This is a genomic window from Sporosarcina luteola, assembly GCF_007991495.1.
Taxonomy (GTDB): Bacteria; Bacillota; Bacilli; order Bacillales_A; family Planococcaceae; genus Sporosarcina; species Sporosarcina luteola.
The window spans coordinates 29,801-45,266 of sequence record NZ_BJYL01000009.1; the positions used below are offsets into that span (position 1 = coordinate 29,801).

At 46.3% G+C, this 15,466-nt stretch carries 12 protein-coding genes; 10 read left to right on the forward strand and 2 right to left on the reverse strand.

Annotated elements, in window-relative coordinates; translation table 11 throughout:
* Positions 1-18 precede the first annotated feature (18 nt).
* A complete protein-coding gene (locus SLU01_RS03950) occupies positions 19-1,521 on the forward strand; it encodes a class I adenylate-forming enzyme family protein (RefSeq protein WP_147055584.1) in 1,503 nt (500 codons plus the stop codon).
* 64 nt (positions 1,522-1,585) lie between these two features.
* On the opposite strand, the gene SLU01_RS03955 is transcribed toward SLU01_RS03950, so the two are convergent.
* Positions 1,586-2,734 carry a polysaccharide deacetylase family protein gene (locus SLU01_RS03955; protein WP_147055586.1) on the reverse strand — a complete coding sequence of 383 codons (1,149 nt, stop codon included), beginning with the start codon at positions 2,732-2,734 and terminating at the stop codon, positions 1,586-1,588.
* 280 nt (positions 2,735-3,014) lie between these two features.
* Between SLU01_RS03955 and SLU01_RS03960 the strand changes: the two genes are divergently transcribed.
* Complete coding sequence (locus SLU01_RS03960) at positions 3,015-4,403, forward strand: S41 family peptidase (RefSeq protein WP_246110864.1); 1,389 nt, start codon at positions 3,015-3,017, stop codon at positions 4,401-4,403.
* Positions 4,404-4,424: 21 nt separating this feature from the next.
* On the opposite strand, the gene SLU01_RS03965 is transcribed toward SLU01_RS03960, so the two are convergent.
* Positions 4,425-4,592 carry a sporulation histidine kinase inhibitor Sda gene (locus SLU01_RS03965; protein WP_218029690.1) on the reverse strand — a complete coding sequence of 56 codons (168 nt, stop codon included), beginning with the start codon at positions 4,590-4,592 and terminating at the stop codon, positions 4,425-4,427.
* Between the two features lie 383 nt (positions 4,593-4,975).
* On the opposite strand from SLU01_RS03965, the gene SLU01_RS03970 reads away from it, so the two are divergent.
* The 8 genes from SLU01_RS03970 to leuC all read left to right on the forward strand — a co-directional run bounded on the left by SLU01_RS03970 (position 4,976) and on the right by leuC (position 15,443).
* A complete protein-coding gene (locus tag SLU01_RS03970; RefSeq protein WP_170232579.1) occupies positions 4,976-5,518 on the forward strand; it encodes a DL-endopeptidase inhibitor IseA family protein in 543 nt (180 codons plus the stop codon).
* 441 nt (positions 5,519-5,959) lie between these two features.
* Positions 5,960-7,627 carry a dihydroxy-acid dehydratase gene (ilvD, locus tag SLU01_RS03975; protein WP_147055593.1) on the forward strand — a complete coding sequence of 556 codons (1,668 nt, stop codon included), beginning with the start codon at positions 5,960-5,962 and terminating at the stop codon, positions 7,625-7,627.
* 339 nt (positions 7,628-7,966) lie between these two features.
* On the forward strand, positions 7,967-9,727 hold the full coding sequence (gene ilvB / locus SLU01_RS03980; protein WP_147055596.1) for an acetolactate synthase large subunit: 1,761 nt from the start codon (positions 7,967-7,969) through the stop codon (positions 9,725-9,727).
* The gene (ilvN, locus tag SLU01_RS03985; RefSeq protein WP_147055598.1) at positions 9,724-10,239 is read left to right on the forward strand and encodes an acetolactate synthase small subunit; all 516 of its coding nucleotides are present in this window, start codon (positions 9,724-9,726) and stop codon (positions 10,237-10,239) included. Before ilvB ends, ilvN begins: the two co-directional genes overlap by 4 nt.
* Before the next feature lie 32 nt (positions 10,240-10,271).
* Entirely contained in the window at positions 10,272-11,306 is a 1,035-nt protein-coding gene (ilvC, locus tag SLU01_RS03990) for a ketol-acid reductoisomerase (protein ID WP_147055600.1), read from the forward strand.
* Positions 11,293-12,837, forward strand: coding sequence for a 2-isopropylmalate synthase (locus SLU01_RS03995; protein ID WP_147055614.1), 1,545 nt, complete (start codon positions 11,293-11,295; stop codon positions 12,835-12,837). Before ilvC ends, SLU01_RS03995 begins: the two co-directional genes overlap by 14 nt.
* 67 nt (positions 12,838-12,904) lie before the next feature.
* Positions 12,905-14,005 carry a 3-isopropylmalate dehydrogenase gene (gene leuB / locus SLU01_RS04000; protein WP_147055602.1) on the forward strand — a complete coding sequence of 367 codons (1,101 nt, stop codon included), beginning with the start codon at positions 12,905-12,907 and terminating at the stop codon, positions 14,003-14,005.
* Positions 14,006-14,033: 28 nt separating this feature from the next.
* Positions 14,034-15,443: a 3-isopropylmalate dehydratase large subunit gene (gene leuC / locus SLU01_RS04005; protein ID WP_147055603.1), complete on the forward strand. Its 1,410-nt coding sequence runs from the start codon at positions 14,034-14,036 to the stop codon at positions 15,441-15,443.
* The last annotated feature ends 23 nt before the right edge of the window (positions 15,444-15,466 follow it).

Consider the following 15,466-nt stretch of genomic DNA (forward strand, 5'->3'; position numbering starts at 1 on the left):
TGACGAGGAGGAAAGTGTATGTTCATGACAGACGTGTTGGAAAAATACGCAACCGAGCAACCGGCTAAAGTTTTTACTTCTTTCAACGGAAGGGAATGGTCGTATAAGGAGTTTTTTGAGAAGGCGAAAAAAGTGGCAGCACACTTTCAGAAGGAAGGCTATAAAAAAGATGACATTATCGCTCTTTATTGCTTAAACTCAGATTCATTCCTCGTCTGTTATTTCGGCATTCAATTAGGCGGTTTCACTGTTATGCCCATCAACACGAAGCTAGCTCCTCCTGAAGTGGAATATATTTTCAATCATTCAGAAGCAAAAACGATTATTTTCGATAAACGATTGGAAGAGGTCGTTGCTCAATCGAAACATCCGTTTCAAGAGAAACTTTCTATCGGTGACGGAGGAGACCTCGATCAATTGTTGCAGGATGAAACGTTGGTATACAGTCCTGTTGAATTGCATGGAGAGGATACAGCTGTCGTTATGTATACATCTGGTACGACAGGCAAGCCGAAAGGAGTGATGTTGACGCATCAAAATATTGTGTCGACAGCGGATATTTGGTCGGAGGCAATGGATATGACCGATGCCGACCGGATGCTCATTTCGACGCCGCTATTCCATTGTGCAGCATGCCATGTTTTCATGATCCCGATTACGTACAAAGGCGGAACTGTCATTATTGAGGAAGCTTTCTCGCCAAAGGGAACAGTGGAATTGATAGAGCAAGCGAAGCCGACGATCTTTTTCGGGGTTCCTGCTATGTACACGATCCTACTTAATTTGCCGTATATAAAGGAAGTCGACTTGTCATCATTACGACTGTTCTGTTATGGAGCTGCACCGATGCCGTACGAAATGGTAAAGAAGCTGAAAGAAACCTTCCCGAATGTGAAAGTGCAAAATCTATACGGACAGACAGAAAATTCTCCTGCCGCTTCAACACTGAAAGACCATCTGGCACTAGAGAAAATCGGTTCTGTCGGTGAGGCCCTGCCACAGACGGAAGTTCAAGTCGTCGATGAATTCGGAGATCCACTTCCAACGGGGCAAGTCGGCGAAATCGTTATGCGCGGACCGCAAGTGATGAAAGGGTATTTGAAGAATGAAGAGGAAACGAGAAGGACCATCAAAAATGGATGGCTCTATTCAGGAGATTTAGGTACGATGGATGGAGACGGGCTGCTTTATATCGTCGACCGGAAAAAAGATATGATTATCCGCGGCGGCGAAAACGTCTACCCCGTGGAAGTCGAAGAAGTGCTCTATCAAATCCCTGAATTATTGGAGGCAGCAGTTGTCGGCATCCCTCACGAAGTGCTAGGGGAAGTTCCAAAGGCATATGCAGTGCTAAAGGAAGGGAAGTCATTGTCCGAAACGGAAATACTGAGCTACTGCGCAAGCAATCTAGCGAAGTACAAAGTGCCAATCGAAGTCGAATTCTTAGATGAACTCCCAAGGAATGCCTCCGGGAAAGTGTTAAAGCATACATTACGGTCGGGACTTCACTCTACAATATAATAAAAGCAGGCCCCCTACAGTGGAGGCCTGCTTTTAAACTCCTTCGTCTTCCATAAATTAAATGCTACATGCCATTCAATTTATCCGCAAAATCCTTCAAACTCATACTCGAGTGAACGCGTTGCCGATTCAATTCATAAATCGAATCGCCGCGATGCACATTGCCCTCTTCAATCGTGAAAGCAATCGTAATACCCGCGTCCTTGAGCGCCTGAATCGCTTGAGGGCTTCTTTTCCCATAAGGGTAGGCATGCGCAGTCACTCGGTACCCGTTGTCGAGAATTTCCTTAATTGACTCATTCGCTTCATTTAAGTCAGCGCCAATCGAATACCTTGATTCCGATTGCAAATAACTTAAACCGGTCATTGAATTGAACATATGAAAAGCATGTGTGTGGCTTTCATAGGAATAGACATCACTCGTCAATCGTATCGATTCAGCAGACACCATTCCAGGCTTGTCAATCCTGCTCGTAATCAAAAATGACGTCGCCTTGAACCCGTGGCGCTTCAAAATCGGATAGCCGAGTTCAACAGTGGAATCATACCCGTCATCGAACGTAATGAGCACAGATTTCTTTTGAAGCTCAATTTTTCCTTTCATCCAAAGTTCAAGCTGACGCGGTGTGATCGTTGTCCAGTTGTTCTTTTTTAAATAGTTCATCTGCTCCTCGAAATTTTTCAATTCAAGGACGGAGACATTGTCGCTCATCTTCACACGGACGAGATCATGATACATCAGCACAGGAATTCCTGGATCCACAACAATATCTTTTTTGTCGATATACGCAGTCTTCCCACCGAAGTTGATCGGGTAATAATCGCCCCTTGCACGCTGAAGCTGGATGGTCAAGTTCGGTTGAAGCTGTCCAATCGATTTCGCATTCTTCTTAGGTGCATTCAAAATGGGGACATGCTTTTTTGTCTGTGCACGAACAGGATACGCGCCCTTCAAAGAACCAAAGCTATCTTTCGCGACTTTCGCACGGGATTTCGAGAATTTCACTTCTTCGCCGCCAATAACTGTGTGATAGTAGCGGTCCGATTCCTTTGCGATTGAAGTGGAAGTGCCTTTTAAGAAAACAGCAACTTTCTGCGAATCTTTAAAAACTGGTGTCGTTTCTGTGATGTTGACGGTTTGAACACTTGCCGCTTCTGGCATAATTGGAAACGCCAAAGCAAAAATAAGCGCCAACCATAAAACTCTCTTCAATTTTTAATCACCTTTCATTTCCCCTCGAAAAGACGGCATAAGAAAACCTTTGTGGACAAGTTGTGAACTCCACAAAGGCTCACGTACAAATCATTTCGGTTTAAAATATGTATAGTTCCAACGCTTCGATTTGATAAGCGTGCACATATCTAGTATATCGGTCGCATCGGTCGTGATGTTAGAAAAAATGCTGCACCCAACTAGATGAATATTTAATAGACCAATATGGATGTTAATAGATATAATAGTAGAAACTCTAAAGAGAAACGGGGATTACAACTTGTTCAAAAAACAAATGCAGCCTTTCTTGGCGCTACTTGCCATTCTTTTTGTCATGATGCCGTTCACACCATCCGCTGCTGCAGAGCCGATAGACGAAATACGGCAATTGGTAACGGAGTACTATGTGGATGAAGTGCCAGAACATGTCCTGTCGAAAAAGACGGGCAAAGAAATCGCGGATAGCCTCGATGCGCATTCTGTCTATATGTCTAAAGGTGAATACGAGGATTTCATCAACGGTATCGAGCAACGGATTGTAGGAATTGGTGTCGTATTAGAGGAACATGAAAACGGGGTAAAGATCATTTCTGTCATTCCTGATGGACCTGCGTTCAAATCAGGCCTACTCCCAGGTGATGTCATTATAGAAGTGGAAGGCAAAGCGTTGAAAGGGAAATCTGTTCAAGCAGCGATTCCTTTAATTAGTGGGAAGGAAAACACGAAAGTCACGTTAACGATCGAAAGGGAAAAAGCGAGTGGTCCTTTGAAGAAGACGCTTCAACGGGCAGAAATCCATTTACCAACAGTCGAATCGGAAATGCTCGGAGGGAATATCGGCTACATCAGACTAAATAGTTTTGCCACCGATTCAGGAAAAGAGGTAGCGAACGCCATTAAAGCGCTTGACGGTGCGAATGGCTTTATCATGGATATTCGTAATAACGGAGGGGGCTATATTACAGCTGCGCAAGATATTGCCGGATTCTTCCCGGACGTCTCGCAAGCGTTCCAATTACGTGAAAAAAATAAAAAGCCCGAAGTCTATCCTTCTACGAGTCAAAAAAGAAAGATGGAAGGCCCTGTATCCTTACTTGTCAATGAATATAGCGCGAGCGCATCCGAAATGCTAGCCGTCAATTTGAAAGAGCGACAAGCCGCCACTTTATACGGGCGAAATACGTACGGTAAAGGTACGATGCAATCGATGTTTGCATTTCAAGATGGCAGTGTATTGAAATTGACGACAGCCCGTTTTTATTCACCGAACGGCATACCTGTGGATAAAGTCGGTGTGTCCCCGGACGTAAAGACACCGGAAAATGAAGAATTGACGACTGCGCATTATGATCAGTTGGCAGCACGATTAAAAGGGTACACGGCATTTCCTTCATTGAAAAATGTAAAGACGACAAAGACGTTTACGGTTAACATGACGAAGGAAATGGATTGGCGTCAACTTGGCAACGAATCGGTCCAATTAATTGAAATCGGTGGAAAAGAGAGCAGTGTCCGCATAGAAGTAAAGGATGGAAAAACAATTGAAGTGATACCTGCAGCGCCATTGGTTTCAGGGAAGAAATACATGTTGATCATCCACCCGGTTTGGAAAGACAAGGTGGGAAATGTAATAAAGAAAGGAATTTACCTGGAAGTAACAGTAAAATAAATGAGAGTGAGAGCTTGTCCGTCAATGAATGGATTGGCTCTCATTTTCATTATAAGAGGTCTGTGATCCGCAACTTTTGAGATGGATAGAACGTCGTTTGATCTCTTTCTCCAACAGATTGATGAATTGAGGGCAAAGGTTTAGCGCAATTGCTTTTTCATACGAATCTACTAATAAGTCATCCGGCATACTCAACAATTTGTTCTCCTCCTTGTCATAAAAACGTTTCCGGTTGCATAACGTGAAGTTGGACTATTTTTACCTTACCAAATTTTATTTGGTAGAACAACCGTTCCGATATCCACAGTGAACCGTGGATAAGTTGTGCCTAACTTGTTCGTAAGCCGTTCACACCCCGTAGAGCAACGTGGACAACGTGGACAAGGTTATCCACAGATGAGGATAGTGCGAAAAATGTCGAAAGATTTTTCTCAGGTGCCTGCCACTGAAACAATTTAGAATTGTTTCGGTGGCAGGCACTGTACGTTACACGGAATGAATTCAGTATGACGGCGTATGCGAACCCTTAATAGTTCATACGTTAAAGTATTAGCTAGTCAGGGGGTTGCATGTTGAAAAAGAGGATAATGAACATAGTGGCAATCGCTTTACTATTACTTATGACAGCGGCTTGCGGCGGAAAACCACCATCAAGTCAAGCCGCCCTTACACCGAAGGAAGCCGTCGAACTGGCAACCGCATGGACTGGAGCAGCAGCGATGATTCAGGCAGGCGGATTATACAAGGAAGGCGAATATAAAACATTCGCCCATAAAGGATTGGAATACCGCTATTTGGCAGCACACTTGGACTCCAAGAAGAAATTGAGGGCGGAACTGCAGAAGTACGTGACGAAGAAGAAAGCGAAACGGTTCATGAAAGACAATGGCATTTTGAAACATAAAGGGAAGTTAGCCTCGCCAGAAACAGAAGCACCACCGGACTCACTGCTGCAATGGGATACAGCAACCGCACGAACAATGAAAACGAAAAAGAACAAGATGACATTCGAACTCACCGTCCCGATCGGCGACACCCGAACCGCTGAGACAATCATAGTAAGCTACATTCACGTGAAAAAATCCGGCTGGCGAATTGATAAATTTAATGAATAACTGGCTAGGCTCATTAAACCTCGCAAGGGCTCATTAATTTGCAAAAGGGCTCATTAAATCTCGTAAGGGCTCATTAATTTGCAGAAGGGCTCATTAAATCTCGCAAGGGCTCATTAATTTGCAATTGGGCTAATAAACGCCCCCAATAAAAACTCCACCAGCGCTTTTGCGATTCTGCGAAAGCGTTTTCTAATTTACTCATTCCTATTTAAAATAAAAATATTTTTTTATTATCATATATTCCTCAATATGCAATATATCGCGGATGTAAGCGGATACAAAATAAAACGCAATTCATAATTGATGAATTATTTAAAAAAGATGGTTGACTCTAGTGAATATCCGATATATGATAGCAACAATCTATTTAGATATGTGATTCATTTCACATAATTCATTCAGTTCAAAAGCTCTTGGATGATTCGATTAGGAGAGATTGCAATGAGAAGTGACATGATTAAAAAAGGTATTGATCGCGCACCGCATAGAAGTTTGCTCTACGCGACTGGCATTAAAACAAAAGATTTGGAGAAACCTTTCATCGGCGTCTGTAATTCATATATTGATATTATTCCAGGCCATAAACATTTGAATAAATTTGCTGAAATTGTAAAAGAAGCAATCTGGGAAGCAGGCGGGGTTCCATTTGAATTCAACACGATTGGTGTAGATGATGGAATCGCGATGGGGCATATCGGAATGCGTTACTCGCTGCCAAGCCGCGAATTGATTGCGGATAGTGCCGAAACGGTTATCAATGCCCACTGGTTCGATGGCGTATTCTACATTCCAAACTGTGACAAGATCACGCCAGGCATGCTTATGGCAGCAGTCCGGACGAATGTCCCTTCTGTATTCGTTTCAGGCGGACCGATGGAAGCAGGTGTATCGTCATCTGGTGCTCCACTTTCCCTCACATCTGTTTTCGAAGGAGTCGGAGCATACAAATCGGGCAAAATGACGGCGGAAGAGCTTCTCGACATTGAAAACAACGCGTGCCCGACTTGCGGATCGTGCTCTGGGATGTTCACAGCCAACTCCATGAACTGTCTGATGGAAATGCTAGGATTGGCATTACCGGGCAATGGAACGATCGTCGCCACTTCCGATGAACGTCATAAACTGATCAAAGACGCGGCGAAGCATTTGGTCCGCATGGTGAAAGAGGGAGTGAAACCACGCGATATCGTTACGAAAGAAGCAATCGATGATGCGTTCGCTCTCGATATGGCGATGGGTGGCTCGACCAATACAGTGCTACATACATTGGCGATAGCCCATGAAGCGGAAATCGAATATAGCGTCCAAGATATTAACACGGTAGCTGAAAGAGTCCCGTATTTAGCGAAAATTATGCCGGCTTCCGATATTTCCATGGATGATATTTTTAAAGCAGGCGGCGTTAGTGCCATCATCAATGAACTGACAAAAATACCTGGAGCCATCCACCCGGATCGCATCACGATTACAGGAAAATCGATGAGGGAAGACGTCCAAGATTACAAGATTACGAACGATCAAGTAATCCGCACGAAAGATAATCCATACAGTCCGGTAGGCGGCTTGTCCGTCCTATTCGGAAACATTGCTCCAGACGGCGGAGTCATCAAAGTTGGAGCGGTAGATCCTTCCATTAAGCAGTTCACCGGTGAAGCAATCGTCTTTGATTCACAGGAAGCTGCTCAGGAGAACATCGACAACGGCACAGTCCGTGAAGGGCATGTCGTCGTCATCCGCTACGAAGGTCCAAAAGGCGGCCCGGGAATGCCGGAAATGCTCGCCCCTACGTCAGCCATTCAAGGCAGAGGCTTAGGAACGAAAGTGGCGCTCATTACAGACGGCCGTTTCTCCGGAGCATCCCGAGGTATTTCCATTGGTCATATTTCACCGGAAGCAGCTGAAGGCGGACCGATTGCCTTAGTCGAAGATGGAGATATGATTGACATCAATTTGACGAACCGAACAATAGAGCTGAAAGTTTCTGAAGAAATATTGGCGGAGCGCAGAGCAAAACTGCAACCATTCGAACCAAAGATTAAAAAAGGCTATTTAGCAAGATATTCAAAACTCGTTACGTCGGCAAGCACAGGCGGCGTCATGAAAATATAACAAATCGATGATGGGGCAAAAGGGGATAGATCCTTGCATTCACAGAGAGCCGGTCGTGCTGGAAGCCGGCAATGCAACTATCCGCGATATCACTCCGGAGTGGACTGCTGAAAGTATTACTGAGTAGGCAATCCCGGGCTCAATTGAATGGGCCCGTTAGCAGCGAATGGATAATGTTTTTATATCCATTCATGAGGCGGCGTTTGCCGTGAACAAGGGTGGTACCATGAAAAGCTTTTTCATCCCTTACATGAAGAATAAGATTTCTTTGTGTGGGGAGAAAAGGCTTTTTCTTTTTATATAAACTAACGAAATAGAACAGTAAGGAGGAGTTTGTAGATGAGTGCGGAAGTTCAAACGAAGCAAGCAGTAATGGAAATGGCGCAAGAGCCTATGGAACAACAAAAACAGATTCAACCGATGGATGGTTCTGCCGTCTTGATTCAAGGGTTGAAAGACCAAGGTGTCGAAGTCATTTTCGGATACCCTGGAGGTGCTGTCCTGCCGATTTACGACGCATTATACAAGGATCCGATTCCCCATGTGCTTGCCCGTCATGAACAGGGAGCCATCCATGCAGCGGAAGGCTATGCGCGAGTATCCGGCAAACCGGGCGTTGTCCTTGCGACATCTGGTCCGGGTGCGACAAATCTGGTGACAGGAATAACGGATGCAATGATGGATTCCTTGCCGCTAGTCGTTTTCACAGGGCAGGTGGCAAGTACAGTCATCGGGACAGATGCATTCCAAGAGGCCGATGTGATCGGCATTACACAGCCAATCACAAAGCATAATTACCAAGTGCGTGATGTTGCGGATCTTCCGAGGATCATCAAAGAGGCATTCCACATCGCTTCAACAGGAAGACGCGGTCCGGTTGTTGTAGACATCCCGAAAAACGTAGCTACGGAAATCTTCGTCACCGAAGAAGAACGCACTGCCGAGGTGAATTTGCCGGGTTACCAGCCGACTACTACTCCGAATTACTTGCAAATACAAAAGGCGGTCGAAGCGATCCGATTCGCACGGAAGCCGCTCATCTTGGCTGGTGCAGGCGTGTTGCACGGTCAGGCAATGGCAGAACTGAAAACCGTAGTGGAAACAAAACGGATTCCAGTTACGAATACGTTGCTTGGACTAGGAAGCATTGAAGGAACCCATGAATTATTCCTCGGCATGGCAGGCATGCATGGGACGTATACGGCAAATATGGCGATTAGCGAGTGCGATGTTTTGATTAATATCGGTGCTCGATTCGATGACAGGCTGACAGGCAATCTGGGAACATTCGCACCGCATGCAAGAGTTATCCATATCGATATTGATCCCGCGGAAATCGGAAAGAACGTCCCGACAGAAATCCCGATCGTATCGGATTCGAAGGAAGCATTGAAAGCATTGCTTAATCAGGAATTTGAAGCACCCGATACGGCAGACTGGCTCACTTACTTAAATGGTTTACAAGAAGAGTCGCCGCTATGGTACAACACCGACGAGCACGAAATCCTGCCGCAGGAAGCAATCCAAATGATCCACCGCATTACCGAGGGGGATGCAATTGTCACAACGGATGTCGGACAGCATCAAATGTGGGCTGCCCAATATTATTCATTGAACAATCCCGATCATTGGGTGACGTCAGGCGGTCTCGGAACGATGGGCTTCGGTTTCCCTGCCGCTATTGGCGCACAAATCGCCAAGCCGAATGAAAGGGTCGTCGCAATCGTCGGCGATGGCGGTTTCCAAATGACTTCACAAGAATTGTCTCTCTTGCAGGAAATGAGAATTCCGGTGAAAGTCGTCATCTTGAACAACGGAGCACTCGGAATGGTGCGCCAATGGCAGGAAACGTTTTACGATGAACGATATTCACAGTCGTTGATTCCAGTCCAGCCGGATTTCGTGAAATTGGCAGAAGCGTACGACCTGAAAGGGTACCGTATCACGAAAAAAGAGGATGCTGAACAGATATTCAGGGAGGCCCTTCTGTCAGATGAACCGGTGCTTATCGATTGCCGGGTGAAAATGCTGGAAAACGTCTATCCGATGGTCGCTCCAGGAAAAGGACTACAAGACATGATCGGGGTGAAAAGCAAATGAAAAGAGTCATTACGGTCACCGTCATCAATCAAAGCGGCGTATTGAACCGGGTCACGGGATTGCTCATGAAAAGGCAATTCAACATCGAAAGTATCACAGTCGGGCATTCCGAACAGACTGGCATGTCGAAAATGACATTTATCGTCCACGTGGAGGATGAACAGAAAATCGAACAGCTCGTCAAGCAGCTGCAAAAGCAGATCGACGTTATCAAAGTGAATGACATTACTGATAAAGCAATCGTCATGCGGGAGCTTGCATTGGTGAAAGTCGTTTCACCGCCACATGCGCGCAGTGAAATTAACAGCATCATCGAACCGTTCCGTGCAACGGTCATCGACTCCGGGAAAAACGTCGTCACGTACCAAGTGACAGGCGCCCCTGAAAAAATCGAGGCATTCATCGATCTCGTCAAGCCTTATGGCATCAAGGAATTATCAAGAACCGGAGCAACGGCATTCACCCGTGAGATTCAAAAGGTCAACACACCACAGTTATCCATTTTAAAATAAAAATAAAACCCAAATTCGAGGAGGAACTAATAATGGCTAAAATGTATTACAACCAGGATATCAATGAAGGACTACTACAAGGAAAAACGATCGCGGTCATCGGCTACGGCTCACAAGGCCATGCGCACGCACAAAACTTGAAAGAATCAGGACATAACGTAGTCGTCGGCGTACGCCCAGGAAAATCATTTGATCAAGCAAAAGAAGACGGCCTTGATGTAAAAACGGTTGCCGAAGCGGCTGAGCAAGCGGATATCATCATGATCCTCCTTCCGGATGAAAGACAGAAGAAAGTGTATGACGAAGAAATCCAACCGGCACTAAAAGCAGGCAAATCACTTGTATTCGCACACGGATTCAACGTCCACTTCGGACAAATCAAGCCGCCTGCAGACGTCGATGTATTCCTAGTAGCACCGAAAGGCCCTGGACACCTCGTACGCAGAACATATGAGGCAGGTGCTGGCGTACCGGCATTGTTCGCAGTATTCCAAGACGTTTCTGGCCAAGCGAAAGATGTAGCACTTGCATATGCGAAAGGAATCGGTGCAGCACGTGCCGGTGTACTTGAAACTTCATTCAAAGAGGAAACGGAGACGGATCTATTCGGGGAGCAAGCGGTACTTTGCGGCGGGTTAACTTCACTCGTCAAAGCAGGCTTTGAAACGTTGGTAGAAGCGGGATATCAGCCTGAACTTGCCTATTTCGAAACGATGCATGAATTGAAACTGATTGTCGATCTCATGTACGAAGGGGGCATGTCCGGAATGCGCTATTCGATTTCCGACACTGCTGAATGGGGCGATTACGTATCAGGACCGCGTGTCGTTGACGCAGACACGAAAGCACGCATGAAAGACATTTTGACTGAAATCCAAGAAGGTAAATTCGCGGAAGGTTGGATTGCGGAAAACGAAAACAACCGTCCTGACTACAATGCGTATAAGGAATCGGAAGCGAAGCACCAAATCGAAGTAGTGGGGGAAAAGCTTCGTGCCATGATGCCATTCGTGAATGAAGGCAAGAAAACAAAACAGGAGGAAGTGGTGGGCAGTGCGACAAATTGACATTTTTGATACGACGCTTCGCGATGGTGAACAATCAGCCGGCATCAATTTGAATACAGCTGAAAAGATGGAAATTGCCCGCCAACTAGAACGTTTTGGCGCAACGGTGATTGAAGCAGGATTCCCTGCTTCCTCACCTGGTGATTTTGAAGCGGTACAACGAATCGCGAATACAGTAAAGAACTCGACGGTGACCGGTCTTGCCCGCGCTATGAAAAGCGATATCGATACATCATGGGAAGCGTTAAAAGGCGGGCAGCAACCCCATCTTCACGTGTTTCTCGCAACTTCTTCAATCCATATGGAACATAAATTAATGAAATCACCTGACCAAGTCGTGGATATAGCAGTTGAAGCCGTGAAATATGCAAAAAAATTCTTTCCTCTCGTTCAATGGTCAGCTGAAGACGCATTCCGTTCGGATCCTGCATTCCTCGTCAGGATTATCAATCAAGTGATCAAGGCAGGGGCAACTACGATCAATATCCCTGACACAGTCGGTTATGCTACGCCACAGGAATACGGTGCTTTATTCAAATTCTTGAAGGAGAATGTGACAGGTATTGAGCGTGTGAAGCTATCCGCACATTGTCATAACGACTTAGGAATGGCTGTTGCAAACTCTATTGCAGCGATTGAAAATGGTGCCGATCAAGTCGAAGGTACGATTAACGGGATCGGTGAACGGGCTGGAAATGCAGCGCTCGAAGAAATCGCAGTTGCGCTCCATATCCGCAAAGACATTTATGGTTTGGAAACAGGCGTTAATTTACAGGAAATCAAGCGCACAAGCCAATTAGTGAGCCAGCTGACTGGCGTCGTCATTCAGCCGAATAAGGCGGTTGTCGGGAAGAATGCATTCGCTCATGAATCCGGCATCCATCAGGACGGCATGCTAAAAAATCGGGAGACGTATGAAATCATCACTCCGGAACTGATCGGGGAAACGACAGCTCCGCTAGCGCTTGGTAAGCATTCAGGCCGTCATGCATTTAAGGATCGAGCTGTATCGATGGGCTTCGAACTAAGCGACGCACAATTGAATGAAGCATTTGCTGAGTTCAAAAAGCTGGCAGATCGGAAAAAGGAAATTACAGAGGACGATCTTTTTGTTCTATTTACTGGAAAGCAAATTAAGCATTCAGAAGCTGACATATATGAATTAACGAATGTGCAAGTTCAATACGGCACTTCCAATGTCCCGACAGCAACAGTTGCGGCAAACGTGCCATCCGGGGAAAATATCGTCGTTGCAACAACGGGGGCGGGCTCAGTGGAGGCAATCTTCAATGCATTGGAATTGCTCGTCAAAGGGCAGGTTAACATATTGGATTATCGGGTAACTTCCATCGGCAAAGGTCGCGATGCATTAGGGGAAGCGGTCGTCAATTTACGTTTCAATGGCGAAACCTTTACAGGCCGCGACATTTCGCAAGACGTTCTTGAAGCATCGGCCAAAGCCTATTTGAACGCTATTAATCGCAAGTTAGTGAAGGATCAAGTGAAAGTGTTGGAAACGGTTAGTCAATGATGATTTATACATTCGTAGGTCGGAATATTTAGTAATCCGTAAGATGACAACAAGGAGGAGAAGGAAAATGGAAAAAAGAGTAGCTGTATTACAAGGCGATGGAATCGGACCAGAAGTGACGGCGGCGGCAGTAAAAGTTCTTGAAGTGGTTGCAAGACGGTTCAACCACATATTCCATTTCAACTACGGTTCAATCGGAGGGGAAGCAATCGATCAATTCAACAACCCGCTTCCAGAGGAAACAATTGCTCTCTGCGAATCAAGTGATGCAGTACTCTTAGGGGCGGTCGGCGGTCCGAAATGGGATCAGAACCCTTCTGAGCTGCGGCCGGAAAAAGGGCTGCTTGCCATTCGGAAGCATTTTGATTTATTTGCAAACCTAAGACCTGTAAAGGCTGTCCCATCCTTGCTCCAAGCTTCTCCTTTAAAAGAGGACATAGTTCAAGAAGTCGATATGATGATCGTCCGTGAATTGACGGGTGGCATTTATTTCGGGCAACCGAGCAGGAAAACCGAGGCATCCGCTGTCGACACACTCGTCTATACACGGGAAGAAATCGAACGGATCGTTGATAAGGCTTTTGAACTTGCCCGGTTGCGGAAAGGGAAAGTGACATCCGTCGACAAGGCAAATGTACTTGAATCCAGTAAACTTTGGCGTGAAGTTGTGGAAGAGAAGCGGAAAGGTTATCCGGATATCGAAGTGGAGCATCAGCTTGTCGATTCCGCGGCAATGAAATTGATCACGAACCCAGCTGCTTTCGATGTCATCGTCACTGAAAATATGTTCGGCGATATTTTAAGCGATGAGGCATCCGTCATTACAGGATCTCTCGGTCTACTGCCATCCGCTAGTGTCCGCTCTGACGGTTTCGGTCTGTACGAACCTGTGCATGGCTCTGCCCCCGACGTGGCTGGAAAAGGTCTTGCAAATCCAGCGGCGGCAATCTTATCAGCTGCGATGATGCTCCGCTATTCATTCGACATGGAAACGGAGGCTGCTGCAATCGAAGAAGCGGTCAATACAGTGTTTGAAGACGGATATTTCACAACAGATTTAGCAGGCAGAACGGATCGGGCCCATTCGACAAAAGAATGGACGGATAAAGTGATCGATGAGCTGGACCTACAGTTCGTTTCAAATAGCATCATGTTTTCATATGCCTGATGAATGAAAATTGAAAGGAGAAGCGCTAATGGCCAAAACGATCATTGAAAAGATTTGGGAGCAGCATATTGTGTACGAAGAACAGGGGAAGCCGGATTTATTGTACGTCGACCTTCATTTATTGCATGAAGTGACTTCTCCACAAGCATTCGAAGGTTTGCGGCTGGCGGGGCGGAAAGTAAGGCGCCCCGACCTCTGTTTCGCAACGATGGACCATAACGTGCCGACCCGTAATTTACCGACAATCAATGACCCGATCGCTAAAAAACAAATCACGACGTTGGAAAAGAATTGCGATGAATTCGGCATTCAGCTTGCAGATATGCAGCATCCAGACCAAGGGATCGTCCATATTATCGGCCCGGAGCTCGGATTGACGCAGCCCGGAAAGACGATTGTGTGCGGAGATAGCCATACTTCGACACATGGCGCATTTGGCGCAATTGCATTCGGCATTGGCACGAGTGAAGTCGAGCATGTCCTGTCGACGCAGACATTATGGCAATCAAAACCGAAAACGATGGAAATTCGCATTAACGGAAAAATTGGATTCGGCGTGACAGCGAAGGACATCATCCTTGCAATCATCGCAAAATTTGGCATTGATATCGGCACTGGCCATATCGTCGAATATACAGGTGACGCGATTCGCGCTTTGACAATGGAAGAGCGGATGACGATTTGCAATATGTCGATCGAGGCGGGTGCGAAAGCTGGTTTGATCAGCCCTGATGAGACGACTGTCGCCTATTTGAAAGGCCGTCGCTATGTGCCTGAAGGTGATTCTTTTGAGGAGGCAGCGGAAAAGTGGCTTGCATTGGCAACGGATGAAGGCGCCGTATACGATACTACACTCGAAATCGATGCAGACGAAATCGAGCCGTTCGTCACATGGGGCACGAATCCTTCGATGGGGTCGGGCATTAGCGCACTTGTCCCTTCTGCTAACGATTTCACGAATGAATCCGATAAAGAGGCTTTAAAAAACGCACTCGCTTATATGGATTTAGAAGAAGGGATGCCGCTAAGTTCAATTGCCATCCAACATGTATTCATCGGATCATGTACAAATGCACGGCTAAGTGATTTACGAAGTGCGGCGGAAGTGATTGCGGGCCAGAAAGTGCATCCGGAAGTGACGGCGATCGTTGTCCCAGGCTCTCGAACGGTGAAACGACAGGCGGAAGAGGAAGGCCTGGACAAAGTATTCCTAGACGCTGGCTTTGAATGGCGTGAATCGGGCTGCAGCATGTGCCTCGCGATGAACGATGACGTCGTTCCGGCAGGAGAAAGATGTGCCTCGACATCGAACCGAAACTTCGAAGGCAGGCAAGGAGCAGGATCACGCACACATTTGATGAGTCCAGCAATGGCAGCTGCCGCAGCAATTACTGGCCATTTCACAGACGTCAGAGAAATGAAAATGGCCCACGTATAGGGCGCCCGGAGCTAGAGGAATAC

Bases quoted from the DNA above. Each gene is read 5' to 3' on its own strand.
- SLU01_RS03950 (WP_147055584.1), top strand. From the start codon at position 19: ATGTTCATGACAGACGTGTTGGAAAAATACGCAACCGAGCAACCGGCT.
- SLU01_RS03965 (WP_218029690.1), bottom strand. From the start codon at position 4,592: ATGCCGGATGACTTATTAGTAGATTCGTATGAAAAAGCAATTGCGCTA.
- ilvD (WP_147055593.1), top strand. From the start codon at position 5,960: ATGAGAAGTGACATGATTAAAAAAGGTATTGATCGCGCACCGCATAGA.
- ilvB (WP_147055596.1), top strand. From the start codon at position 7,967: ATGAGTGCGGAAGTTCAAACGAAGCAAGCAGTAATGGAAATGGCGCAA.
- ilvN (WP_147055598.1), top strand. From the start codon at position 9,724: ATGAAAAGAGTCATTACGGTCACCGTCATCAATCAAAGCGGCGTATTG.
- ilvC (WP_147055600.1), top strand. From the start codon at position 10,272: ATGGCTAAAATGTATTACAACCAGGATATCAATGAAGGACTACTACAA.
- leuB (WP_147055602.1), top strand. From the start codon at position 12,905: ATGGAAAAAAGAGTAGCTGTATTACAAGGCGATGGAATCGGACCAGAA.
- leuC (WP_147055603.1), top strand. From the start codon at position 14,034: ATGGCCAAAACGATCATTGAAAAGATTTGGGAGCAGCATATTGTGTAC.